This is a genomic window from Mucilaginibacter corticis, from assembly GCF_007558865.1.
GTDB lineage: Bacteria > Bacteroidota > Bacteroidia > Sphingobacteriales > Sphingobacteriaceae > Mucilaginibacter > Mucilaginibacter corticis.
On the sequence record NZ_VLPK01000001.1, the window covers coordinates 2,278,435 to 2,302,724 of the forward strand.

Here is a 24,290-nt window from a genome sequence, read left to right on the forward strand (position 1 = left end):
ATAAATCCCTCATGAAAAAGAAAAACTTTAAATTTTTTGCAATCGCTTGACCAGAGGTCCAATGCTCAGGCCTTGTACTAAAATGGAAAAGATCACGATCATGTAGGTGACCAGCACAAACTCGTCGCGGTGCATTTCGGGACTTAACGAAAGTGCCAAAGCTACCGACAAACCGCCGCGCAAGCCGCCCCAGGTAAGAATGGCCACAGCATGCTTTTCAAAGTTAAGCTTATAACGCAACAGCAGCATTGGGAACCAGACCGAAAGCCAGCGGGCCAGTAAAACGATAAGGATACAGATGGCGCCAATGATCAGTATTGTGGGGTTGACCTTGATGATCAGCATTTCAAGCCCGATCAGTAGGAACAAAACCGCGTTTAATATCTCATCGATCAGTTCCCAGAATTTGCCGAGGTAATCCCGGCTGAGATCTGACAGCACTTCATCACTGACTTTATTGCCGGTAATAATTCCGGCGACTACCATTGCCAGCGGACCTGAGATGTGCAGATGAGACGCGATCATGTAACCACCCATAACCATGGCCAAAGTGATCAGCACTTCTACTTTATAATCATCAATGGATTTAACCGCATAATAACCGACATAACCTAAAAGCGCGCCGAACAGCAAGCCCCCGACCGCTTCCTGTAAAAAAAGTTTGCCGATACTTATCGCCGAAACATCGGCGCCACCGGAACGCGCGGCCTCTGCAATAGTAATGAATATGACGACGGCTACGCCATCATTGAAAAGCGATTCGCCGGATATTTTCAGTTCAAGCGAGGAGGGAATTTTGGCTTGTTTTAAGATAGCCAGTACGGCGATAGGGTCAGTCGGCGAAATCAGCGAACCGAACAGCAGACAATAAATAAAGGGGATGTCTAAATGAAACCAGCCAAATAAAAGCCATACGGCGCCGCCGACAAAAAAAGTAGAAATCAGTATACCCAGCGTAGACAGGATGAGGATAGGCCAACGTTCTTTTTTAAGTTTGCCGGCATCGATATGGATGGCGCCGGCAAACAGCAGAAAACTCAACATAAAATTCATCAGTACATCCTGGAAGTCGATGGAAGCAGCCAGTTTGACCGCATTTTCAGATAGCAAGGAATGCGAGTTACCGAAAATTACCAGTAACAGGGAACATGCCAGCGATAGCACCATAATGCCAATCGTTGGCGGCCACTTGATCCAGCGGTGATTGATATAGGCGAACACAGCCGCCAGGATAATAATAATACTGATGATCTCGTTTACGTTCATTTCTTTTTACGCTCCTCGGTATTAAAGGCCGGTGCCTGGTAATCTTTGGAAAGATAATCGGTTGGTATGGTCGTAGCATTACCATCCCTTAATGCCTTGTAGTGCGGTGACATGATCTCGACACCAGCTTCGTTGAATTTATCCTGTATGTTCGCATGCAGCATAGAGTAGATCCTGGCCTGCTTATTAGGCTCCTTCGTGTAGGCGTTGATCCTGTAACTCACATAATAATCATCGAGGCTGGTTTGCAACACATAAGGTGCCGGTACCTTTTCTACCATGTCGGTACAAAGGGCGGCATCGATCAGTAGCTGGTGCACCTGCTTCCAGGGAGCGTCGTAACCGATGGTTACAGTGGTATAGAGGATCAGGCCATTCTCGGCCACATCACTGCTGTAATTGACAGTGTGGTTGCCCATCACTGTAGAATTCGGAATGGAGATAATCTCATTTTGGATAGTGCGGATACGGGTAACCAGCAGGGATTTACCGATTACATCGCCGGTAACTTCTCCGATCTTTACCCGGTCGCCGATCTTGAAAGCACGCATATAGGTCAATACCAGCCCGGCTACGATATTACCCAGAGCACCAGCGGAACCAAACGTAAACAGTACACCGACAAAAACAGACACACCTTTAAATACCCCGGAATCAGAACCAGGTAAATAAGGGAATATAATAATCAGCATAAAGGCGAGGATCAATACCCTTAAGATTTGATAGGTCGGATTGGCCCAGTCCGGATAGAAACCGGGCACAGTCAGCCGCCCGGCTTCGATCTCAGATTTAATGAAGTGAAAGAATTTCAGGACATACCGGAAGACAATGACGATCACGATGATGGTGATGAGATTGGGTACGTAGGCCCATATGGCCAGAGCGATGTTTTTCAGCGGGCTAAGTATATATCCGATCAGGGTATGTGAAATATCCTTGGTGAAGGGAAATATGCCGAAGAGTACCGGCAGGGCCAGGTAAATGACCAGTATAATGGTAAGCCACTTGATTACGTTGATAACTGAATATAAAACGCTAAGTTGCCGGGCGGCATCAAGCAGTTGAAAGTTTCGTATTTTGATACCGCTGCTATACCAGGATTTCTCTCTGGCAGTTTTCGCATGTACCCATTTAAACAAGCGGTTTACCGCGTAAATAAGCAGCCCGCCTACCACGATGACCAGCAGGGCGAGTAAAGATTCTTTTAATAACGTTTCCCAACTTGTTTCTTTTTGATATGCAATAACGGATTTTCCAATTGCGGTTTTATAACGAGCGGCCAGCGCCTGTTGTGTCGTACCTGCCCAAAGCGCATCCTGTTCAGACACCGATAAGACCAATTTTCCTTTATAATAGAGATCAGTAGATTGTTCGGCAGCCACCAGCTTCAGCGAATCCACACTGAAATTGTAGTCATCATTCAAATGATGTATCCGGCCCCCAATTACATCGGCGCGCTCTTTAGGGAGAAAACTACCCTGGCGGGTGAAAATTTCAAACAAGGTATCCAAGAACGGATGGACCGGAAAACCCGTTACGAATAGCCGCAAGGAATCGACCTGGTGCTTTTGCTGGACACGCTTGATGGAATCCCGGTCGCGGAGAAGATTTAATTCTTTGGTAAGCGCGCTCCGTTTTAAGTGGTCATCAGCACTAAGGGCTAGCATCTGGCCTTGGAGTTCTGCTTTTTTCAGTGAGTCTGCCAGGCGTTCTGCCGAAAGCTGCTGTACCTTAATAAGCTGTTTGTCAAGTTTGACTTCTAATACAGAATCTTTCTTTTGCTGCGCAATCGAATCCTGCTGAGCAAAGGCCAGCTGTGTACCGGCTATAAAAAACAGAAGAACAGCTAAATATTTGATCATGCTTGTACAATATCCCCCACAAGGTAAACATTAAATGATTTTCATTGTCATCAGATCAGTTAAATCGGCCCGCGATGAATTATTTAGCCATTATTCCGATCATTTTCTTAGCGCTTGGGCTGATCTCCGCCCTAATTATCGGCTTGGATATCCTTAGCGGACACCGGCAGCCTATGATGGTCATGAATTTCGTATACCCGCTATCGGCGCTATATGCCGGGCCCCTGGCGGTGTGGTTTTATTACCAAATAGGCCGGAAGCCGGGAAAAAAGCCTTTTTGGCAAAGCGTAGCGATAGGCGCGCTTCATTGCGGAAGCGGCTGCACGGTGGGCGATGTAATGGCCGAAGGCTTTCTTTTGATGCTGCCGGTCACCATTTTTGGCAGTAAGCTGGCGGGCACCTGGACGATCGACTTTGTTTTCGCTTTTGTGATCGGTATAATTTTCCAATATTATGCCATTAAGCCTATGCGCAAGATCGCTGCGAAGGATGCGCTGGTAGCCGCCTTAAAGGCCGATACGCTTTCGCTCACCTGCTGGCAGATCGGTATGTATGGCTGGATGGCGGTTTGCTTTTTTGTCATTTTCGGTCACCGGATTCCCGTGACAAAACCACTTTTTTGGTTTATGATGCAAATCGCTATGTTGTTCGGTTTTTTGACCGCCTATCCCGTGAACTGGTGGCTGATCAAAAAAGGCATCAAAGAAGCCATGTGACCGGCTGTTATTCGTTTACTAGCTCGACGAGTGCCCTTAAGGGCTCGGTATCTTCACGGCTGTAATATAACCAAATCGTATGCTCGTCATGTAGTATGGCTGAAGCCGCGAAAGCGATATCCACACCCCCGCCTTCATTCGGCGGTGGGGTGATTAAAGGGTCTATGCAACGCTCTTTGATATGCCCGTCATCGTCCATGGTCACCCAGCCGATACGCCAGTGGGCATCAGGATTGGCGCCATTGTAAAACATGACCGTCTCATTTTTAGAATCCTGCAGCATGGGCCCGGTACTTAAATGATAGCAGTCCCAGGAGTTTTCGCGTGCCTTTAAAAATTCTTCGTCGATGTTCCAGGGGCCTTCCGGAAAGGCGCTGGTGGCTTTGCCCAGTTTAGAATGGCCATCCCTGGCAAATTCAAAAAAGAGCGCCCAGCGTTTGTTTTTCAGTTGCGCAACGGTCGCCTCTTTGGGGTTGCGATAGCCTTCATGTGAGATCAGGGCTTCGCCGCTGTATTGTAATCCGTGAAGTGTTTCGCCTTTTGACAGCATCAATTCACCCCGTTGTTTGGTCAGGTTCCAGCCGGTATAGTAAACCAAGTAACCGTCAGGAGTGGTAACGACGGTAGGGTCTTCAACGCCATCTTTACTGATTTCCAGTATTCCGGGCGCGATCACCGGTCCGTCATCCATCTTGAAATTTAGACCATCTTTGGACTCGCCGTAAAAAATGCGGGCGACTTGCTGGGTTGGATCATCAGAAGGATTGACGGCCCGCACGAGCATCCGGTACAAGTCCTTTTCTTTCCAAACGAACGGACTTAATTTATACATCCCCCTGAGCGGAATCGAGCACTCCAGTTGGAGCACCTCTGTTTTGATCAACCTATAATTACTCATGCCCCCTGTCCGATATTGATTTTTAAGCCGCCATCCAGAAAAAAAGTCTGGCCGGTAGCATAGGCCGAGTCTTCAGATACGAGATAGGCCGCCAGTTTGGCCACTTCTTCAGGTTTGCCGGCCCGCTCCAGCGGGATATGTTTGACGGCCTTTTTTAAGGCTTTCGGGTCGTCCATGACTTTTTGGTTCATGGGGGTGAGGATCATCCCTGGGCCAATGTTGTTAACATTGATTTGCAGGGATGCTATCTCCAGCGCGAGCACCCGGGTCAAGTTGCGGACGCCGCCTTTACTGGCGCAGTATTCCGCTCCGCCGGCATGCGCCACATCTTCGTGTATGGAAGAGATGTTGACGATTTTGCCTTTCCCGCCGGCGGCCTTCCGGATGGCGATAAATTCCTTACAATGGTAAAACGTGCCGTACAGATCGGTTTTTAGTGTACGGTCGAAAATCTCGACCGGCATATCGACGGCATAAATACCGGAAGAATTGATCCCGGCGCTATTGACCAGGATATAAGGCGTACCCAACTCCTTGACGACCTTTTTGTAAAGCTCTTGCACCTGCTGATAATCAGATACGTCACCTTGATAGATGATACCGTCGCTGCCGTTATTTTTTACTAATGCCAACGTTTTTGAAGCAGCCGCTTCGTCTTTGTAGTAATTGATCGCGATGATGGCGCCTAAACGTGCCAATTCCGCTGCGATGGCCTGTCCGATCCCGGATTCAGCGCCGGTCACAACGGCAATTTTGCCGCTGAGCGGCGACTGTTTATTTTTTTTCATGAACGTTTATTAGAACAGGGACATTGATTTAATGACAAACGGCAAAAACAATAGTTTTACTTTGGCAAAATATCCTGACAGTATGTTTGAAAGCTACGCTGATTGTAAACGCGTTTAACGATTGTCGACTATAATGAGTACATTTAACCCGATGGATTGTAACGCTTATATCAATAATGGCAACCTTGAGCAATATTGTTTCGAGCTGTTCAACGCCCAACTTGGAAACGAAATTCGGGCCTTGCGGCTTTTGCATCCGGAAATCAGTTCTGAACTAAAAGAGATTGAGCAGACTATTAAAAAATTTGCGCTGAGCCAGGCGATTCAGCCGCGCCCGCAATTAAGAAACCGGATACTGTCTGCGGTCTTTGCGGAAGATAGCATCAGTCTGGATAACCTGCCGCCGACCAGCAAATTTTCGAACTATGAAAGCTGGCTGAAAGCCGTAGCGCATCTGATTCCAGCCGAACCCTTTGATGATTTTTTTGCGCAGGTCCTGCTGCAAAATGAGCAGATCGCCCAAACGCTGGTTATCACCAAATTGAATGTACCTGAAGAAGTGCACGAAGAGGTAGCGGAAAGCTTCTTTATCCTGAAAGGCTCTTGCGCCTGTACCGTTGGCGAAGAGGTGTTTACCCTCCATGCAGGCGATTACCTGGATATCCCCTTACATACCAGCCACGACATCAAAATTCTTTCGCCTTATGTGGTGGCGATCCTGCAACACCAGTTCTAAACATGGCATACTTTTGGCGTGCATTTCAATTCATCATCTTTTAATCCTACAGGATGGCCTCGATTCTACTTTCCAACGATAATTTATTGAAAGCGATACGAGCTAAAAGCCGTGTCGGTGCCGAGGCTTTGTATGATCAGTACGCGAAGGTATTGTCTTTAGCCATCTTTCGTATCGTCCGGGACCGGGAGCTGACCGACACCCTGCTCGAGGAAACCTTTCATCAAATATGGGACGATGCCGTCCAGTATAACGAACACGAGACGCCATTGCTGGCCTGGATGTTAGGGATCGCTAAAAATTTAGCTTTGCAGCAAACCACCGTAATTAAAACGGAAACGACCGAATCTGTTATTTTGGAATTTAAATTAGCCTGATCCCAGGGAAATGGCAATAGATGTAACCGAAGCGGCAAATGCAATATCGCATTTACCAGCCTTTGAGTTAGAGGTTTAATAAGTATTTCCTTACTGCGTTTTAGTACTTTCCCTTCCTCGCTGATCATAGCCCAGCCGGTCCGCCAGCAGCCTCGCCTTTGTCCAGCCGGTAACCCCCGGTCAGGCTATCGCCAAATAATAAGACCTGTTTCAGGCGGGAAAAACAGGCGAAGCTGCCAGCTTGTTTCCGTTTTTTTGTAACATTAGGGAAAAGTCCGTATCCAACCCGGCAAATCAAAGACCCTAGATGACCCCTTTCGAGGAAATATACTCACGCTACGCGCAGAAGATCTACCGCGTTTGCCTGGGTTATACCAATGACCCGGCGCAGGCGCAGGACCTGGTGCAGGAAACTTTTATTTCGGTCTGGAAAGGGCTGCCCGGCTTCCGGCAGGAGGCGCAGCTGGGCACGTGGATCTTCCGGATCGCCACTAACCATTGCCTGCGGGCGCTGGAAGTGGCCAAACGGATGCCAAAGGAAGAGCTGCCAGCTGACCTGGTGCAAACCGCTGAGTTTTCGCAGGAAGCCCGGCTCCGGTTTTTGTACCATTGTATCGCGGAGCTGGAGGAGACCGAGCGTATCATTATCTCGCTGGAACTGGAAGGCTTGCCGCAAGCGGAGATCGCTGCCATCGTCGGCCTCAGCCATGGCAATATCCGGATAAGGATCCACCGCATCAAGGAAAAACTCAGCTTAAAATTTAAAGCCCATGGACAATTTGAATGACCTGAAATTACTGTGGCAGACGGCTAAGACGGATCGCCTGCCGGGGGCCGGCGAAATGCTGCGGTTGGTAAAGCGCTTCCGCAGCCAGAAGTTACGCAATAAATGGCTGGTGATCGCTTTCTCGCTTATCCTCGCCGCCATCATGCTGTTCGCTATTATCCTGGGGCATTTTCAAATGCTCAGCACCTATATTGGCGGAAGCCTGATGATGTCGGCTTGCCTGTTGCTTTCGGCAAGCAATATCCGCTCGCTCAAACGTTTCTATCAACTAGCGGATTCCAGTAATGCCGAGTTCCTGGCCTTTATCGAAAAGACCCGCCAGAACCAGCAGCGCTATTACCAGAAAACCATGCGCGTGATCATGGTCTTGCTGTCCGCCGGCTGGCTGTCATACCTTTATGAGCCCGTCAGCAAACAGGGCGGCTGGCTGATCGCGCTTTATGCCGCGCTGATCGCCTACCTGGCCTTCCTATGGTTTTATATCAGGCCGCGTAACTATCAGAAGAACGCGGCAAAGCTAGATGCGCTGGAGGAGCGCCTGGAAAAAATCAATCAACAACTTAAATAAACGTTATGAAACAACCCCGCTTTTCAAAACCTGTACTCTTGCTGATCGTTACCGGTTTATTACTGACCACCGGTACGCCCATGATCAGTCGGTTCATCCCCTTACCCGATGCCCTCAAAGGCTTTTTGAGCGGCCTTGGCCTTGCACTGGAATTTATGGCGCTCGTCAAAGCAGACCGTTATAAAAAGAAAAAGATATGTCAAACTTCAGCTCCTGAGCTACCTTGATGCAAACCTGCGCGGGTTTTATTGGTTTATTCAATATGAGAACAATTGCTTTGCTTGCCGTTATGCTACTAATGAATAAGATCAGTCAGGCGCAATCCACCGTTTAGATGGAGGTGGCCAGCTTCGGCCAAAACCAGTGCATTGGCACTAAGATCGCACCGGCGGGGAACCGCCTATTTGTGTCCTTTCCGCGCCATGAGCCGTTCCTGTATGTGGAGAATACGCTGATATTGTCTGCGACGCTCCTGGCTGAAAAGAAAATACCTTGCGCGGGCCTTCGTGTATACACCAAGATTACATGAAGATCACCTGCTTTGCCAGTGATCTTCGTGTGCGGACATTTCGAAACATTGCTTTATATTAATCCCCATTTTAATCAGTAACATTGACCTGTTGTAATAAATACCCGTATCTTCAACCGATCTAAAAAAGAGTTGTTAGGTCATCTATTATATTGTGGTTCGAATATTTCACCACTATGGTTTTGATTTCTGCCCCAGTTTGTTTAAAACGCGTAATTGATCGATGAAATTTTGGTCAAAACGCACAACGTGGGGAGCAAGAGTAAACAAGCCGACAGAAATGTCGGCTTGTTTGTTTTATTCCCTTAGCCAACCCGCCGCAAGTAATCAAAAGCTTCATTTTTGCTTAACACCTTGCCTGAAAATACTTACTAATTTCGGCGACATGAAAACAGTTGCCTTATTCGCACTTTTACTGATCTGCCATTGTCAAATCAACGCGCAAATGCCATTACCCAAAAGCAAGCATAAGTTCATCGTGATCGCTCACCGTGGCGACCATGTTGAAGTGCCTGAAAACACCATCGCGTCTTTTGAGCATGCTATAAAAAATACGGTAGACTATGTAGAAATTGACTTGCGTACTACTAAAGACAGCGTGCTGGTAATTATGCATGATAATACCGTAGACCGGATGACCAATGGTAAAGGTAAAGTAAGCGACCTTACATTCGCCCAGTTGTCACGCCTAAGTATTATCGACAAAGCCAAAGATTCAACTAAAAAATACCCGGTACCTACGTTTGAAGATGTTTTGAAAACCTGCCGTAATAAAATACATATTTACCTTGATTATAAGAGCGCTGATGTAGCGAAAACATACCAAATGATCAAGAAGTACGGCATGGAACATCAGATTATTGTATATATAAATGCACCTTCTCAATATACCGACTGGCGAAAAATAGCGCCTGAAATGCCATTGATGTTAAGCCTGCCGAATGACGTGAAAACCGCGGACGATCTGAATAAATTTTTATTGGCAACACCGGTTGCTTTGTTAGATGGCGATTACAGCGATTACACTTCTGCTGTTCTTCAGGCAGCAGTAAAGACAGGTATCCCGGCATGGCCGGATATTCAAAGCCCTAATGAAGCTGATAATTGGGCTGCCGCGATAAAAATGGGATTCCGCGGCCTGCAAACCGATCACCCTGCGGCGCTTATTGAGTATTTGAAAAAGAACGGGCTTAGATAAAGGGTTTTAAGCCCCGCATTTTTCGCGGGGCTTTGTTTTATACATTCGGTTGTAGACAGGCCGCTATATTATTTTCTTTGCCCTTCGCCCAACATTTTGGCAATCATTCTCTGTACAGGGCAAAAGCCCATCGCCAATGCTATCATTAACCCTGTCGCCGGTACATACAACAACCAACTTGCGTTAGTAAAACCTGTGATATAAATACCGGCCCATAACATAGCAGCCATCATAGCAAACCATATACGCATTGAAGTTAAAGCTTCCATAATACTTAATTTTTAAATTAATTGATATTGTTACCCAATTTAGTTCATAAGCGTTTCGCGGCTGCCTGGTTGTGCTGTTATGCGTAAATAAGGCTTTACGGTTTTCCAGCCGTCAGGAAATCTTTCTTTTGCTTCATCGTCTGATACTGCCGGAACGATGATCACATCTTCGCCATTCTTCCAGTTTACCGGTGTGGCAACCTTGTAGCCTGCTGTGAGTTGTAGCGAGTCTAATACGCGTAATATTTCGTCGAAATTGCGGCCTGTTGCCATTGGATAGGTTAGCATCAGTTTGATTTTTTTGTCGGGGCCAATAATAAAAACGGATCGTACTGTTTGGTTAGTCGCGGCAGTTCTGCCTTCTGATGTGCCGGCTTCGTCAGCAGGTAACATATCATACAATTTTGCTACAGTAAGGTTAGGGTCGCCAATCATAGGATAGTTTACCGCATAACCTTGCGTTTCCAATATGTCTTTTGCCCATTCGGCATGTCTGTCCACCGGATCAACACTTAGCCCTATAACTTTGCAGTTACGTTGCAGAAATTGCGGGGCTATCTTGGCCATGTAGCCTAACTCGGTGGTGCAAACCGGTGTAAAATCTTTAGGGTGAGAAAAAAGGATTGCCCATCCATCACCTATCCAGCTGTGAAAATTGATGGTGCCTTCTGTGGTTTCTGCCTGGAAATCCGGAGCGGTGTCGTTTAATCTGATACTCATGATGTTTTTAGTTTAAATGGTTAAAAATGATTTGATCAACTTTGCATGAAAAAAGATCAACAGAACCAATAGAACGAAAGGATTTTATCAGCATAGGTATGCAGATAACCGTAACGGCTTTGTTGCCGGTTAATGGTAATACATTAAATACAATTGCTATTTTACTACCCTGTGTTTTCATTGCCTGTTGTTTTGATACAACAAATATGCAACAGGCAGCAGGGCAGATTTTGTAACAAAGGATACAAAGCCTTGTAACAAAAGTTACAATTCGCTAAGCAGTTTTATTTGATTATAGTAAAGCAGTAGTTTATTGTCCATCTCGAGCTTTTTCAGTAACCGTGATACAACCACACGATTAGTGCCAAGGTCGTCACCAATTTGCTGGTGGGTAAGATTGATTAGTGAGGTGCCTGTTGCCTTTGATTTCTCTTTAAGATAATTGATCAGGCGGTCATCCAGTTTTTTGAAAGCTAAATCATCAATACTCTTAAGTATCTCAGTAAAGCGGCTCAATATGGTCGACATCACAAAGCGTTTCCAGGTAGGGTATTTTGCCATCCAACCATCCATCATATTCACAGGCACGCACAGCAGTTCGCTGTCTTCTTCGGCTGTGCCTTTGATCATACTAAAATGCGACATCATACAACAGGTAAATGTCATAGCACAGCTTTCACCTTCCTTTACATAATACAGCAACAACTCCTGCCCTTCGTCATTCACCCGGCTTACCTTAAAGGTACCACTAAGCAACAGCGGTACAGCACGGATAGTTTGCCCGGGGTTGAGCATGGTATCACCTGCCTTTACAGTCATCAGCATGGAATTGGTTTCCATCTCAACCAGCAAAGCAGGCTCAAACACCGGTTCGAATTTATTAAAGGCAGACTTAACATCAATCATGATCAGGCTTTTTAGAATCTAAATATAGTTAATTTTAGAGATGATGGTTGTATCATGATATAATAATGCCTGGCGACGTTGATAACATGTCTTTACGGCAATCTGCCTATCGCGTCAAAGTTTTGAAACACCCATTCGTCGTGTGGCGCGTCGCCAAGTTCGTGGGTTAGGTCCTGGCCGGCCCAGTGCTCATAATGTTTGCCATTGCGCCAAAGGCGGCTGCGCGTAACATCATATATCAGCCCCTTGTAGGCTATCCAAACCTCGGGCTTGTCCTGCCCGTTGCGCAGGGCCAGTTGTGATTTGGTGTATACAGGCAGATCGGTCATTGCAGCTTATTTGTTTGTCTTCAAAAATACATAATCCGGGCCGCCCGCAAAACCGCTCGTGTGCTTTGAATATTCAAACAAACTTGTCTCATCTGTTCCACGCGAATGTGTGACAGATGGAACAGTTGGTACAGTGTTTTTTACTAACTAATTGAAAAATAATGATTTGCTAAAAACAGATGATACAAATTGGTACAAAATGAAACAAAGGATAAGTCAGTAAATTTACAGCTAAAAATTGTATAAATGTCTGTATATTAGGTTATTGTAATTTTAGTTTCCAAATCTTTTTAGTTTGTGATAAATTTTTGATTAAAACTAAAAAACTAATTGTTAACTTAGAACTACCCTAAGCCTAAACCTATCTAACCTATTTTATGAAAACATTTATCACTTTACCTGTAAAGCTCTGCCTTTTATTTTCTCTATTTGTACTATTTGCCTTTACCCGAAAGGGGGATGAACCCATTGATAAGCTTGTAACGGCTTTGCAACACTGGACGGACAGCATCCCGCAGGAAAAAGTATACCTGCACATGGATAAACCTTATTATGCCCTGGGCGATACTATCTGGTTCAAAGGTTATCTCACCATCGGTAGCCGTCATCAGCTTTCGGCACTGAGCGGTGCGGTGTATGTCGACCTGATCACCGAGCAGGATTCATTGGTGCGGTCATTAAAACTGCCGGTAACCTCGGGCATGGTGATGGGCGATTTTATTTTGAGCGATGATTTGAAACAAGGCAGCTATCGTATTCGTGCCTATACGCAGTGGATGCGCAATGCCGGGCCTGAATATTTTTATGACCATACCTTTACCGTGGGTGACCTGTTGAGCAATAATATTATTACCAAGGCAGATTACAGGTATAAAGATGAAGCAGGTAAATCGGTATTGACAGCCATGCTCAACTACACCGACGACCAGGGTAAACCCCTTGCAGGCCGTGATGTGCGGTATACCATCATGATAGGTAAGAAAGCAGTATGGTCGCAGAATGTAAAAACGGATGCATCGGGTAACGTGCCGATAAAGATAAGCAATGATAAACATACCGACTTGGCGGGTTCTTATATCCATACCAGCATACAGGGATCAAATAAGCAACCTTTGTACCGTGATTTCCCCATCAAGGCCGGTTTACTGCAAACCGATGTACAGTTTTTCCCTGAAAGCGGTAACCTGGTAAATGGTATAGCCTCAAGAGTTGCTTTTAAAGCTGTAGGGATTGACGGACTGGGCACAGCCATAAAAGGTAAGATCACCGACAATGAAAATAAGGAAGTGGCTACCATTGAAACCCTGCACGCCGGCATGGGCAGCTTCTCGTTAAAACCAGAAGCAGGTAAAAGTTATACGGCCAATATCACCTTTGCAGATAATACCACAAAAAATATTGCCCTGCCCGGGGCGGCAGATGGCGGTTATGTGTTGAGCGTATATCAGCCAAATAAAGACAGTGTATTGGTCAGGATCCACGCTTCGGCAAATAAGCTGAACAGCACAGTAAATCTCATCGCTCACAGCAGTGGCGAAACCATTTTTGCCGCGCCGGTAAAGATAAATGGCGTACTTACATCCATCTGGTTAGAGAAGAAATCTTTTCCAAGCGGTATCGCCCAGTTTACGCTTTTTGGCAACGATAACGAGCCGTTGAACGAGCGGATAGCTTTTATTAAAGCAAATGACAAAATGCACTTGGCTATCAGTACCGCTAAAACAACTTATGGCAGTAAGGAACATGTACTGATGGACCTGGAAGCAAAAGACAGCAAAGGCAAACCTACGTTCGGTAACTTCTCTGTAGCGGTTACAGATGAAAGCAAGGTGCCTGTTGACGAAAGCGCCGAGAGCACCATCTTTTCAAATATCCTTCTTACTTCAGACATTAAGGGGTATGTAGAAAAGCCCAACTACTATTTTATCAACGATAATGATGAAACCGATAGAGCATTGGATAACCTGATGCTTACGCAAGGCTACCGCAGGTTTGAATGGAAAGATTTAAATAACACGGTAAGTACAAAACCTATATTCGCGGTTGAGGGATGGGGTAGCAAGATATCGGGCACTGCAACTACACTTGGCCATAAACCACTGGCAAATGCCAATATAATACTCATGGCTTTAAAAGCCGGTGTTACTAAGGGCACCACTACCGATGCAAACGGCAGGTTTAAATTTGATAGTTTGTTTGTTACCGACAGTATTAAAATTACCATACAAGCCCGCACTGCCAAAAACAGCGATAGGGTAATTCTCACCTTAGATACTACCCCGACGGTAAAAAGGAATATTAACCCCAACTATCCGGATGTAAGTACCAATATCAGCGCTACGCTTAAAACCTATCTCGATATGGGTAAAAGGGAAGATGATATTTACGAACAAACAGGGCAATTAGATAAAGTACACCGGTTAAGGGAGGTACGGATCAATGCCAAAAAGGTAGAAGCGAGTAGTGGTATCACTCCGCAAGGCATGTTCAAAATACCTGAAGGATCGGCGGATCAGGTTATTACTATCCCTAATCCTGATGATTATACTACATTGGGAATGGCTTTACAGGCCAGGCTACCCGGCGTAAGTGTAACATCCAACCTGGGTTATACCACACTAAAAGAGCTGCGATCTGGAAGTCCGATATCACTTATTCTTGACGGAAGAAAGATAACCAATGCCGACGAGATCTCGGAAATATTGGAAGGAAGTGTAATGCCGGAAGATGTGGCCAAGATAGAAATGGTAAGAACCAACCAGGCTATGCTTAGCTTTTTGCGCGGGCCTGGTGACAATAGTGCAGGATATGTGTTGATCCTGACCAAGCTGGGTTACACGCGTAAACAATATAACCCCAACATAGCCAACATTATCCCTAAAGGTTTTAACAAAGTACGCGAGTTTTATTCGCCGCGTTATGACCGGCCGGGCAATGCGGCCAAACTGCCTGATCTGCGCACCACCGTTTTCTGGAACCCATACCTGAAAACCGATATATCAGGCAAAGGAACATTTAACTTTTTTAATGCTGACGGCCCGGGCACTTACCGCGTGGTGGTAGAGGGTATCAACGCCGCCGGCGAGCTGGGCAGGCAGGTGTTTCATTATACGGTTGATGGCAGCCAGGCGGCTACCGTAAGCAGCGCAGGCGCTGCATTAACCGCTTCTGCCGATAAAGGTTTATCATTGATAACAACGCCATTGGATAATCTGAACAAGCGCCTGCCGGTTGAGAAGGTTTACCTGCATACCGATAAATCATACTATAATATTGATGATACGCTTTGGTTTAAAAGTTATTTGGTGGACGGGGCGAGCCTTGCACCTTCTAAATTAAGTAAGTTTTTGTATGTTGATATTATTGATGATACGGTGGTAGTGGCGCGCCGCATAAGCATCCCCATAAAAGATGGATTGGGCTGGGGACAGATACCCTTACCAAAGAAAATTTTTCATCCGGGAGGCTATACTATACGTGCCTACACTAACTGGATGCAGAATTTCGGCGACGATTATTTCTTTACGCAAAGATTTTACCTGGGTTTACCAACGCAGGCCGGGTGGCTTGTAAAATCAAACGCGGTGATTAAGCCAGCCGGCGATAAAGATCAATTGCAGGTAGAAATAAAACTAAACCGGTCAGACAAGCTTAACAGCCCCGTTGCCGTACACAAAGTACAGGTGAAAATATTTGAGAGCCGTGATTCATTGTACAGAAACGAATATTACATCTACAAAGAAAACATGCAGACAGGTATTGACGGCAGTCTTAAATTTAGCCAGGAGCTTGATAAAAAAGCCAAAACAGGCTTGTTAACAGTTACTATAACCCCGCTTGAAAAAGATGATAGCGGAAACGTGCTGCGGGTACCTTTAAACCTTAACCTTGATAAAAAGATAGATCTGCAGTTTTTACCCGAAAGCGGTAAACTGGTTGCGGGTTTAAAATCGGTAGTCGGATTTAAGGCCGTTGGGCAGGATGGCACCGGCGTCTCTGTAGCAGGCGGTGTTTATGATAGTAAAGGCAACCAGGTAGCGCATTTTACAACGCTTTATAAAGGCATGGGCTCATTCGAGTTTACACCGGCCGCTAACGAAACGTACAGCGCCAAATTAGACGCGCAAACCACCAAAAAATTCTGGTTCCCGAAAGTAAATCCTGCCGGAACGGTTATGCATATTGATAACCCGGAAGGCGACGGCCAGATAAAAATAGCATTGTCGGGATTAAAAGATTTGAAAGCTGACAGCGCCTGTTACCTGTTAGGAATGTCAAGAGGTGTGGTATATTACACGCAACAGGTGGCGTTGAACCAGGCAGATCTCACGGTCGACAAAAAGCTGTTTCCGACAGGTGTAGTAAAATTCACCTTTTTTAAAGGCAAAACACCATTAAATGAGCGCGCGGTATTTATCGATAATCATGATCAGCTAAGCATTAAGATCACATCAAATAAAACCGGTTACCAAAAAAGAGATAGCGTTGGGTTGGACATCGAAGTAAAAGACAAAAGCGGTATCCCGGTGCAGGGCAGTTTCTCGCTGGCTGTAACCGACGATTCACAGCTAAAACCGGATAGTTTGGATAATAACGGCATAGCTGCAAGCCTGCTGATCAATTCTGAACTGAGGGGACATATCGAATCGCCGGGATATTATATCACCAGGACAGATAAAAGTGCATGGCAGGCGCTGGATAACCTGATGCTTACCCAAGGCTGGACAGGTTATGACTGGAAAGACATTTTTGCTCCTGCAAAACCGGTACAATTTGAAGCGGAAAAAGAGTTCAAAGTAACCGGCCGGGTATCAAATCTATTCAATAAGCCGGTTGCCAACGCGCAGGTGCTCATATCATCACAAAAACCAAACTTTATTGCAACTACTAATACCGACGAAAAAGGTATTTATACATTCAAAAAACTGCCCCAGATAGATTCAGGTTCCTTTTTTATACAGGCCAACAACAAGAGCGGGAAAAAAATGTCATTTGGCGCTATCACCGTTGATAAATTTAAACCTCCCGTTGTGCCCGAAAGTTTAAGGGGATCACAAAATCCATGGTATGTAAATGCCGACACTGCCGAGATAAACTATGCAATGCGGAAAGCCCAGGCGGCAGATGATGCCAATATAAAACTTACCGGCAGGGTGTTAAAAGAAGTCAATATCAAGGCAAAAACTATCATAAAAAATACATACAATCCGTTGGGGGCGGGCGAATCTGACTTTGCCTATACTGAAAAGGACATCAAACAATCGGGCACTATGAACCTGTATGATCTGTTAAGGCAAAAAGTGCCCGGTTTTAATATTTCCAATAATGCAAGCAACCATGATTCCTACGGAAACCTGGTAAAACTAAAAGCGCCCAAAGCAATAACGCCCGGCAGTGCAGGCACCAGGGATGGCTTCGCTGCGATGAAAATTAATGGCCAGGCTTGCACTGTCACAATTGACGGCAGCAAACTGCCTATAACTATGGATGATCCTTACTCGGTAGAGGAAATGATAGATGAAGTGAGCCAATTTCAGATCGCTACTTTAAGCGGATTGGAAGTGATAGAAAGCACTCCGTTACGCGAAAGATTAAAAGCAAAAGGATACCCTGACGGCCCCTGGATAGTAATAACTACCATTAATGGTAACGGCTGGTACAAATCGCCAAAAACCGGCACCGTGACCTACCGCCCGTTGCCTATACTATATCCGCAGCAGTTTTATAGCCCTAAATATAATGTGATATCAAATGTTAAAGTGCCTGATTACCGCCCTACGCTATACTGGGAGCCAAATATTACTACCGACCAGAACGGCAAGGCTAAGGTTTCTTTTTACACATCAGACATTAAAGAAAAATACACCGTTAAAGTGGCAGGGGTAGATGGTAACGGCGGCATTGGCGATGGCAGCTTAAAATTGAACCAACCGGCAACAATTAATTAAATAACTGATGGCCCATGTCCTGTAAAGCGTCCACGCTTTACAGCATAAATGATGAGCGTCTGCGCTCGTCATTTATGCATGATCAGTATATAATTTGCGAGCGTGGACGCTCGCATTTGTGTTTCGATAAAGCGTGGACGCTTTATCGGGCAGTTAGTCTAATTGTCCAGCGCCTGGTAAATTTCTGCAAACAGCAGCCCGCTGCCACCGCCGTAATGCTGTACTACGGGTATTTTAAAAAGCGCCTTTATTTGTTGTGCTTCAACCTCATCTAATCCCGCGCACAGCAGCACAACATTAAAGGCAGTGTTTTGACTTAAGGCAACTGCCTCGTCTGTCGAATTGGCTATGGTGCCGTTCCATTCAGGTTTTGAGTTGATGAGCCTTAAAACGGTCTTCATTATTTCCGGGTGCTTGCCAACGGCCAGTATTTCAACTTTTTCCATTTTTTAGAAAGTCATTGGTACTTCCATTAATAAAAACTCGGCATCTTCCAGTACCTCAATATTGAATTTATCGGTATCCCAAATGCCAAAGCCATCGCGGGTATTTAAAATTTGGCCGTCAATTTTTATTGATCCGCTTAATACAAAAACATATACACCGTTGCCTTTTGCTTTTAATTGATATTCGGTATTCAGCCCCTTATCAAAATCGCCTAAGTGGAACCATGCGTTTTGATAGATCCAGACCCCTGCATCGTCCTTATTTGGCGATAATACCTGTTGCAATTTATTATGCCTGTCGGCTTTATTTAACGTTAGCTGGTCATATCTTGGTTCAACGTTCAAAACGTTAGGGTACACCCAGATCTGTAAAAATTGCACGGCATCATGCTGGTCATCATTATGTTCCTGGTGAAAAATACCCGTGCCTGCGCTCATCACCTGGATATCGCCGTCGCTTATTACTGCTTCGTTATCCATGCTGTCCAAATGCTTTAAGCCACCCTTTAACGGGATTGATATGATCTCCATGTTATCATGCGGGTGTTCGCCAAAGCCTTTGCCGCCGTCAACGGTATCGTCATTTAAAACACGCAGCGCCCCAAAATTCATGCGCTCAGGATTATAATAATCACCGAAACTGAAGCTATGATAACTTTTTAGCCAACCCAGGTCGGCTTTGCCGCGGGTATTTGCCGCGTGATATATTGTCTGTGCCATAGTACAAATTTACGGAGTGTTTCGCCCGTAAAACTTAATGTAGGTCAAGAAATTACTTCTTGTCTTTAAGCAACATTTTATGCTGCATCCGGCTGAAAAACTCGGGGGTAACACCTATGTATGATGCGATCTGCTTTTTGGGTAGCGTATAAATAAGGGTAGGGTAGCGGCGGCAAAAGTTATGGTAACGTTCCTCAGCCGTGAGGCTCAAGTTATCTATCAACCGCTGCTGAAAAGAAACCAGCGAATTCTCGGTAATTATCCTGAAGAAGCGTTCAAACTTGGGAATCTCGTGGTACAGTTTTTCCTGGTCGGCTTTTGATAACAGCAGCACTTCGGTATCCTCTAACGCCTCGATATTTAAAATGCCCGGCTTTTGGGTAAGCAGGCTGTACATGTCTGCTATCCACCAGCCAACAGGCGCGAAGTTTAGCACGTGTTCAAAGCCGTTTTGATCTACCGTAAAACCCCGCAGGCAACCACTGGTTACAAAGGTAGAGTATTTGCAAACCTGGCCATCCTGTAAAACAAACTGCTTGCGCTTATAGGTTTTGGGTTTTAGCAGCGATAAAAAATGCTGCTGTTCATCAGCCGAAAGCTGTACATGACGGGTAATGCTATCAATAATTAAGTTGGCGGACATTACCCGAAAGTACAGCTTATTAAGCAAATATCAATGTGTTTGCCAGGTCAATTTCGGGCTGGGTTATGGTATGCGGGCGGCCGCTATAAACTTTAACCGTAACATCAGCACCCATGCTTTTTAAAATAGCGGCGCTTTCTTCCACACGACTTAGCGGCACATGCGGGTCGGGGTTGCCGGTGGCTATTAATACCGGGGTATTGTTAAAATTACCTTTGTAATTCTCGAGGGCTAATTGCCGGCCTATCAATCCGCCTGTAAAGGCTACCACACCGCCATATTGCTGTGCATTACGGGTAACATGCTCTAACGTTAAACAAGCGCCTTGCGAGAAGCCCGCGAAATAAATATTTTCTGCGTTAATGCCTGCGGCGAGGATGTCATTAACTGTTTCGCCAATTACCTGCAAAGCCGAATCTAAAGCAGGCTGGTTTTCATCAACCGGCGACATAAAGCTGTATGGGTACCAGCTGTTATTTGTTGCCTGCGGGGCTATGATGGCTATATCTTCCAGGTTAAACTCGCCGGCAAGCGAAATGATATTTTGCGCTGTACCGCCACGGCCGTGCAGCATAACCAGCGCGCCTTTGGCATTGGCCAAAGGTGCGCCGGCGGTTATTATATTTTTTTGATGCGTGTACATATTAAAATAATTGAGGTAATTGTTGTTCAATATCGGCACGGCGGCTTTCATACTGTGGTGGCAGCATCAGATGTGTACCCAACTCGTCAACAGGTTCGTCAACCGCGAAACCCGGGTTATCGGTAGCAATTTCAAACAATACGCCTCCCGGTTCACGGAAATAAAGCGAGTAGAAATAATTACGGTCTATCTTGTCGGTAATGTGTAAGCCAAGCGCCGCTATCTTTTCGCGGTATTCCATTAATGTTTTCTCGTCGCTTACCCTGAATGCTACGTGGTGTACGGATCCGCCGGCTACATGCCCGGCAATCTCGCCTGCAACTTCAACCAAGTCTACAATATTTGCATTTTCGACGGTGTCGGTTACAAAACGGTAACGGTTAACGTGTTGTTCCAATAATTTATAACCCAATACTTCGGTTAAGATCCTGGCAGTAGGCTCAATTTTATTGGTGGTTATAGTGATATTATGAAAGCCTTTAATGGCGTTGTCAGCTTTTATTTCGGTTGTTTCCCATGGCAAACGGTTGTCTGCATTTTTAGCAACGGTAAGTTCCAGTTTTAAGCCATCGGGATCAAGTACGGTAAGGTATTGCTCGCCAAATTTTTCGGCCACTTTATTGTGGATGATGTTATGATCATCCATCCGTTTCAACCAGAAATCAAGACTGCCTTGCGAAATAGAATAACCGATCTCGGTAGCCTGGCGTGCGCCGCGACGGCCCGCGCTTATGCCCTCCCAGGGGAAAAAGGTCAATATTGTACCCGGCGCGCCTGTTTTATCGCCGTAGTATAAATGGTAAGTATTAGGGTCGTCAAAGTTTACCGTTTTTTTAACCAGGTGTAAACCCAGGGTATCGGTATAAAATTTAACATTGCGTTTTGCGTTACCGGCAATGGCGGTTATATGGTGTAAGCCTTTAATTTGATTTTCCATTTCTTTATTTGTTTAGTGATTGTAGTACAAATTTACGGTGAGTTTGCAGCAGGAAACTTGATGTAGGATAAGAAATGAAAGTAGGGTGACTCATCGGTTGCACTACTCAATTAGGTTAAGTAACGGCCACCAACCAACCCAACTAAAACCATATCCCATCCCAATTGTACTCAATGGGTTAAATCTATTTTATGATGCCCTTGTGTACCCAGGTTGCCTGGTTGTTTTTGGTTGCTATCCCCGTTGCTTGTATTGCATGGACGGTTACGCACGAGGAAATTTTCAGGGAACCGCGTGATTTTTGTGTGAAGGGAAGTAAAGAAGGTAAAACCATCCTGGCCCGTAAGTTCTTTTACGTTTTTACTTGCGAGTATTGCTTTAGCCACTACGTAACCATATTAATGTTGGTATTTACCGGCTACAAATTGTTAATAGACGATTGGCGGGGCTATGTCCTGGCGGGATTTTCTATTGTTTGGATAGCCAATTTTTACATGGCTATTTTCGCCCTCATAAAGGTTGATGTAAACCGTGAGCGCCTGCAGCTAAAAAAGGAGCAGGAAGATGCGGACCTCAAATAGATCTTATTTAAAAACCGTCTTTTGGTAAATGAGCGGGCTTTTGCCGGTAATGCTTTTAAAATATTTATGAAAGCTGGTAAAGTTATGAAAGCCGCTTTCGTAACAGATCTGCTTCAGGTTCATTTTATTTTCTATCAGCAGCTTACAGGCATGGCCAACCCTTATCTCGTTAATAAACTGCGAGTAAGTTTTACGCGTACGCGATTTAAAGTAACGGCAAAACGAATTTGGGCTGATGTTGGCCACCTCGGCCATTTCTTCGATCTGGATCTTGCGTTTAAAGTTTGCTATCGAGTAATTATAAATAGCGTTAATGCGGTCGTTCTCTGACGATGCAAAATCTATCCGCGAGCCTATTGATGAGATCACTTTGATCTGTTTTGAGCCGCCAATTTTCATCAGCGCTTCCATCAGCAACATGATCTTTTTAGGGCCCTCGGCATAAACAATAGTTTCAATCAGCTTACCTAATGCCGAGCGCTCATTACCAGTTATCTCAATACCGTGCTTAGCTTTCTCTAATATATTGCGGATAGCGGTGTTTTCAGGCAGTTGTAAAAAGCCATCTCCCCAAAAATTATCGCAAAAGTGTATCACACTTACGTCGGCGTGGTTGTTGGCTTCGTCCTCAAAATAGATATTGTCAAACCGCCAGTAATGAGGCAGGTTTGCACCCAAAAGGTACACATCGCCCGACTGAAAATGCTGGATGCTGTCGCCAATGAAACGCGTACCGTTTCCCTTCCTGAAATAGATCAACTCCACCTCCGGATGATAGTGCCAGTGATTGTTCACATAGGGCACCTTATCCTGCCTTGAGCTGAAGGAGTGTACCAGGTCATTAGATACTTTGAGTAACTGCGGTTTCATTTGAGATTTTAATATTATCTAATTTATTCTTAAAATTAGTGTATAATATTTTAATATGCCAAAATTGATTAATATTTAGACAATAACGCAAATTTTTTTTAGGGCATATTCTGCTTTCTTTGATATAACCGAATTATAAGCCATCAAATTAATTATGGCAGCTAACCAAAAAATGTAACCATATGAGATCAGGAAAATTACAATTAGCATTATTAATGTTTCTTCTATGTTTCTCGGCCGCTAACGCCCAGAAAATGATTGGCAATGAAACCGACGCGCAAAAGCAGCAACGTATGGCATGGTGGACCGACAGCCGTTTCGGCATGTTTATTCACTGGGGCCTTTACTCGGGTGCTGCAAGGCATGAATGGGTAAAGCATAATGAGGCTTTAAGCAATGAAGATTACCAAAAATACTTCGACGCGTTTAACCCTGATCTGTTCGAGCCGCAAAAATGGGCTAAAGAAGCTAAAGCGGCCGGTATGAAATATGCGGTATTAACTACCAAGCACCATGAGGGCTTTTGCTTGTTCGATTCGAAGTATACTGATTACAAAGCACCAAATACCCAGGCCAAACGCGATTTGGTACGAGAATATGTAAATGCTTTCAGGGCGCAGGGCTTAAAGGTTGGGTTTTATTATTCGCTTTTGGATTGGCACCATCCTGATTATGTGATGGACGAGATCCACCCGTTGATGCAAAAAGATAAAAGCAAAGAGCATTACGACAAGTTGAATAAAGGCCGTGATATGGCTAAATACCGTCAATACATGCGTAACCAGATCACAGAGTTACTAACTAACTATGGTAAAATAGATATCCTTTGGCTTGACTTCTCTTTCCCTAACAAAGAAAAAGGTAAAGGAAAAGGTAAGGATGATTGGGGATCTGTAGAGCTGTTAAAGCTGATCAGGAAACTGCAGCCGGGCATTATTGTAGATAACCGCCTTAACCTTGAAGAATATAAAGACGGCGCCGATTTTGAAACACCAGAGCAGGTTAGCCCTAAAGAGTTGGAGAAATACCGAGGCCATACCTGGGAAACCTGCCAGACGTTTTCAGGTTCATGGGGATACTATCGTGATGAGAACACCTGGAAAACACACCGTCAGTTGCTTGATCTGCTTATCACCTCAGTAGCTAATGGCGGTAACCTGATCCTGAACGTAGGCCCAACCGCCCGCGGCGAGTTTGATTACCGTGCCAATAACGCCTTGGATACCATGGCATACTGGATGCACGCCAACAACCTGTCTATTTACAACTGTACCTACGCGCCAAGCAGCTTTGCCGTGCCGGAGGGTGACAGGTTAACGTATAACCCCAAAACCAAAAAGCTGTATGTTCACTTATTCACTTACCCGGCCGACGGCGTTTTAACATTACCGGGCTATGCAGGCAAGGTTAAATACGTGCAGTTTTTAAATGATCACTCAGAAATTGCAAGTAAAGCAAATAATACAGATTTGGTTGTAACTTTGCCAAAAAACAAACCACCTTATGAGATCCCGGTTGTTGAGCTTAGCCTTTAACCCCGTTCTCATAAATCA

25 protein-coding genes are annotated in these 24,290 nt (G+C 45.2%); 10 read left to right on the forward strand and 15 right to left on the reverse strand.

What is annotated here, in order from left to right; translation table 11 throughout:
- Window positions 1-27 precede the first annotated feature (27 nt).
- Window positions 28-1,266: a cation:proton antiporter gene (locus FO440_RS10075; protein ID WP_144248061.1), complete on the reverse strand. Its 1,239-nt coding sequence runs from the start codon at window positions 1,264-1,266 to the stop codon at window positions 28-30.
- Window positions 1,263-3,128, reverse strand: coding sequence for a mechanosensitive ion channel family protein (locus FO440_RS10080; RefSeq protein ID WP_144248062.1), 1,866 nt, complete (start codon window positions 3,126-3,128; stop codon window positions 1,263-1,265). The genes FO440_RS10075 and FO440_RS10080 overlap by 4 nt, the downstream gene beginning before the upstream one ends.
- A gap of 74 nt (window positions 3,129-3,202) precedes the next feature.
- Between FO440_RS10080 and FO440_RS10085 the strand changes: the two genes are divergently transcribed.
- Entirely contained in the window at window positions 3,203-3,844 is a 642-nt protein-coding gene (locus FO440_RS10085; RefSeq protein WP_144248063.1) for a DUF4396 domain-containing protein, read from the forward strand.
- A gap of 7 nt (window positions 3,845-3,851) precedes the next feature.
- Here FO440_RS10085 and FO440_RS10090 read toward each other — a convergent pair whose 3' ends face one another.
- The gene (locus FO440_RS10090) at window positions 3,852-4,742 is read right to left on the reverse strand and encodes a glycoside hydrolase family 130 protein (protein ID WP_144248064.1); all 891 of its coding nucleotides are present in this window, start codon (window positions 4,740-4,742) and stop codon (window positions 3,852-3,854) included.
- On the reverse strand, window positions 4,739-5,530 hold the full coding sequence (locus FO440_RS10095; protein ID WP_144248065.1) for an SDR family NAD(P)-dependent oxidoreductase: 792 nt from the start codon (window positions 5,528-5,530) through the stop codon (window positions 4,739-4,741). The genes FO440_RS10090 and FO440_RS10095 overlap by 4 nt, the downstream gene beginning before the upstream one ends.
- Window positions 5,531-5,663: 133 nt before the next feature.
- On the opposite strand from FO440_RS10095, the gene FO440_RS10100 reads away from it, so the two are divergent.
- From FO440_RS10100 to FO440_RS10125, 6 genes are all read left to right on the forward strand, one after another.
- A complete protein-coding gene (locus FO440_RS10100; protein WP_144248066.1) occupies window positions 5,664-6,266 on the forward strand; it encodes a cupin domain-containing protein in 603 nt (200 codons plus the stop codon).
- Between the two features lie 53 nt (window positions 6,267-6,319).
- On the forward strand, window positions 6,320-6,643 hold the full coding sequence (locus tag FO440_RS10105; protein ID WP_144248067.1) for an RNA polymerase sigma factor: 324 nt from the start codon (window positions 6,320-6,322) through the stop codon (window positions 6,641-6,643).
- Window positions 6,644-6,950: 307 nt separating this feature from the next.
- Complete coding sequence (locus FO440_RS10110) at window positions 6,951-7,430, forward strand: RNA polymerase sigma factor (protein ID WP_144248068.1); 480 nt, start codon at window positions 6,951-6,953, stop codon at window positions 7,428-7,430.
- Window positions 7,414-7,998, forward strand: a complete 585-nt coding sequence (locus tag FO440_RS24405; RefSeq protein WP_186292627.1) for a hypothetical protein — start codon at window positions 7,414-7,416, stop codon at window positions 7,996-7,998. The genes FO440_RS10110 and FO440_RS24405 overlap by 17 nt, the downstream gene beginning before the upstream one ends.
- Window positions 7,999-8,003: 5 nt before the next feature.
- Entirely contained in the window at window positions 8,004-8,225 is a 222-nt protein-coding gene (locus tag FO440_RS10120) for a hypothetical protein (protein WP_144248069.1), read from the forward strand.
- A gap of 687 nt (window positions 8,226-8,912) precedes the next feature.
- Window positions 8,913-9,725, forward strand: a complete 813-nt coding sequence (locus tag FO440_RS10125) for a glycerophosphodiester phosphodiesterase family protein (protein ID WP_186292628.1) — start codon at window positions 8,913-8,915, stop codon at window positions 9,723-9,725.
- Window positions 9,726-9,793: 68 nt separating this feature from the next.
- Here FO440_RS10125 and FO440_RS10130 read toward each other — a convergent pair whose 3' ends face one another.
- The 5 genes from FO440_RS10130 to FO440_RS10145 all read right to left on the reverse strand — a co-directional run bounded on the left by FO440_RS10130 (window position 9,794) and on the right by FO440_RS10145 (window position 11,949).
- Entirely contained in the window at window positions 9,794-9,994 is a 201-nt protein-coding gene (locus FO440_RS10130; RefSeq protein ID WP_144248071.1) for a hypothetical protein, read from the reverse strand.
- A gap of 39 nt (window positions 9,995-10,033) precedes the next feature.
- Window positions 10,034-10,714, reverse strand: a complete 681-nt coding sequence (locus tag FO440_RS10135; RefSeq protein ID WP_144248072.1) for a peroxiredoxin — start codon at window positions 10,712-10,714, stop codon at window positions 10,034-10,036.
- 7 nt (window positions 10,715-10,721) lie between these two features.
- The gene (locus tag FO440_RS24410; protein WP_186292629.1) at window positions 10,722-10,895 is read right to left on the reverse strand and encodes a hypothetical protein; all 174 of its coding nucleotides are present in this window, start codon (window positions 10,893-10,895) and stop codon (window positions 10,722-10,724) included.
- Window positions 10,896-10,978: 83 nt separating this feature from the next.
- A complete protein-coding gene (locus FO440_RS10140) occupies window positions 10,979-11,620 on the reverse strand; it encodes a Crp/Fnr family transcriptional regulator (RefSeq protein ID WP_144248073.1) in 642 nt (213 codons plus the stop codon).
- A gap of 92 nt (window positions 11,621-11,712) precedes the next feature.
- A complete protein-coding gene (locus tag FO440_RS10145; protein ID WP_144248074.1) occupies window positions 11,713-11,949 on the reverse strand; it encodes a cytochrome b5 domain-containing protein in 237 nt (78 codons plus the stop codon).
- A gap of 377 nt (window positions 11,950-12,326) precedes the next feature.
- On the opposite strand from FO440_RS10145, the gene FO440_RS10150 reads away from it, so the two are divergent.
- Window positions 12,327-17,897, forward strand: a complete 5,571-nt coding sequence (locus FO440_RS10150) for a carboxypeptidase-like regulatory domain-containing protein (protein ID WP_144248075.1) — start codon at window positions 12,327-12,329, stop codon at window positions 17,895-17,897.
- Window positions 17,898-18,055: 158 nt separating this feature from the next.
- On the opposite strand, the gene FO440_RS10155 is transcribed toward FO440_RS10150, so the two are convergent.
- From FO440_RS10155 to FO440_RS10175, 5 genes are read right to left on the reverse strand one after another with little or no spacing between them, the layout of a single operon-like run.
- Window positions 18,056-18,343 carry a response regulator receiver protein gene (locus FO440_RS10155; protein ID WP_144248076.1) on the reverse strand — a complete coding sequence of 96 codons (288 nt, stop codon included), beginning with the start codon at window positions 18,341-18,343 and terminating at the stop codon, window positions 18,056-18,058.
- Between the two features lie 3 nt (window positions 18,344-18,346).
- Entirely contained in the window at window positions 18,347-19,063 is a 717-nt protein-coding gene (locus tag FO440_RS10160) for a pirin family protein (RefSeq protein WP_144248077.1), read from the reverse strand.
- A gap of 52 nt (window positions 19,064-19,115) precedes the next feature.
- A complete protein-coding gene (locus FO440_RS10165) occupies window positions 19,116-19,706 on the reverse strand; it encodes a Crp/Fnr family transcriptional regulator (RefSeq protein WP_144248078.1) in 591 nt (196 codons plus the stop codon).
- Window positions 19,707-19,725: 19 nt separating this feature from the next.
- Complete coding sequence (locus FO440_RS10170; RefSeq protein WP_144248079.1) at window positions 19,726-20,349, reverse strand: alpha/beta hydrolase; 624 nt, start codon at window positions 20,347-20,349, stop codon at window positions 19,726-19,728.
- 1 nt (window position 20,350) lies between these two features.
- Complete coding sequence (locus FO440_RS10175; protein WP_144248080.1) at window positions 20,351-21,286, reverse strand: ring-cleaving dioxygenase; 936 nt, start codon at window positions 21,284-21,286, stop codon at window positions 20,351-20,353.
- Between the two features lie 191 nt (window positions 21,287-21,477).
- On the opposite strand from FO440_RS10175, the gene FO440_RS10180 reads away from it, so the two are divergent.
- Complete coding sequence (locus FO440_RS10180; RefSeq protein WP_246104202.1) at window positions 21,478-21,867, forward strand: hypothetical protein; 390 nt, start codon at window positions 21,478-21,480, stop codon at window positions 21,865-21,867.
- Window positions 21,868-21,870: 3 nt separating this feature from the next.
- Here FO440_RS10180 and FO440_RS10185 read toward each other — a convergent pair whose 3' ends face one another.
- Window positions 21,871-22,737 (reverse strand): AraC family transcriptional regulator, encoded by an 867-nt coding sequence (locus FO440_RS10185; protein ID WP_144248081.1) that lies wholly within the window; start codon window positions 22,735-22,737, stop codon window positions 21,871-21,873.
- Window positions 22,738-22,919: 182 nt separating this feature from the next.
- Here FO440_RS10185 and FO440_RS10190 point away from each other — a divergent pair, with 182 nt between their 5' ends.
- Window positions 22,920-24,272, forward strand: coding sequence for an alpha-L-fucosidase (locus FO440_RS10190; RefSeq protein ID WP_144248082.1), 1,353 nt, complete (start codon window positions 22,920-22,922; stop codon window positions 24,270-24,272).
- Window positions 24,273-24,290 lie beyond the last annotated feature (18 nt).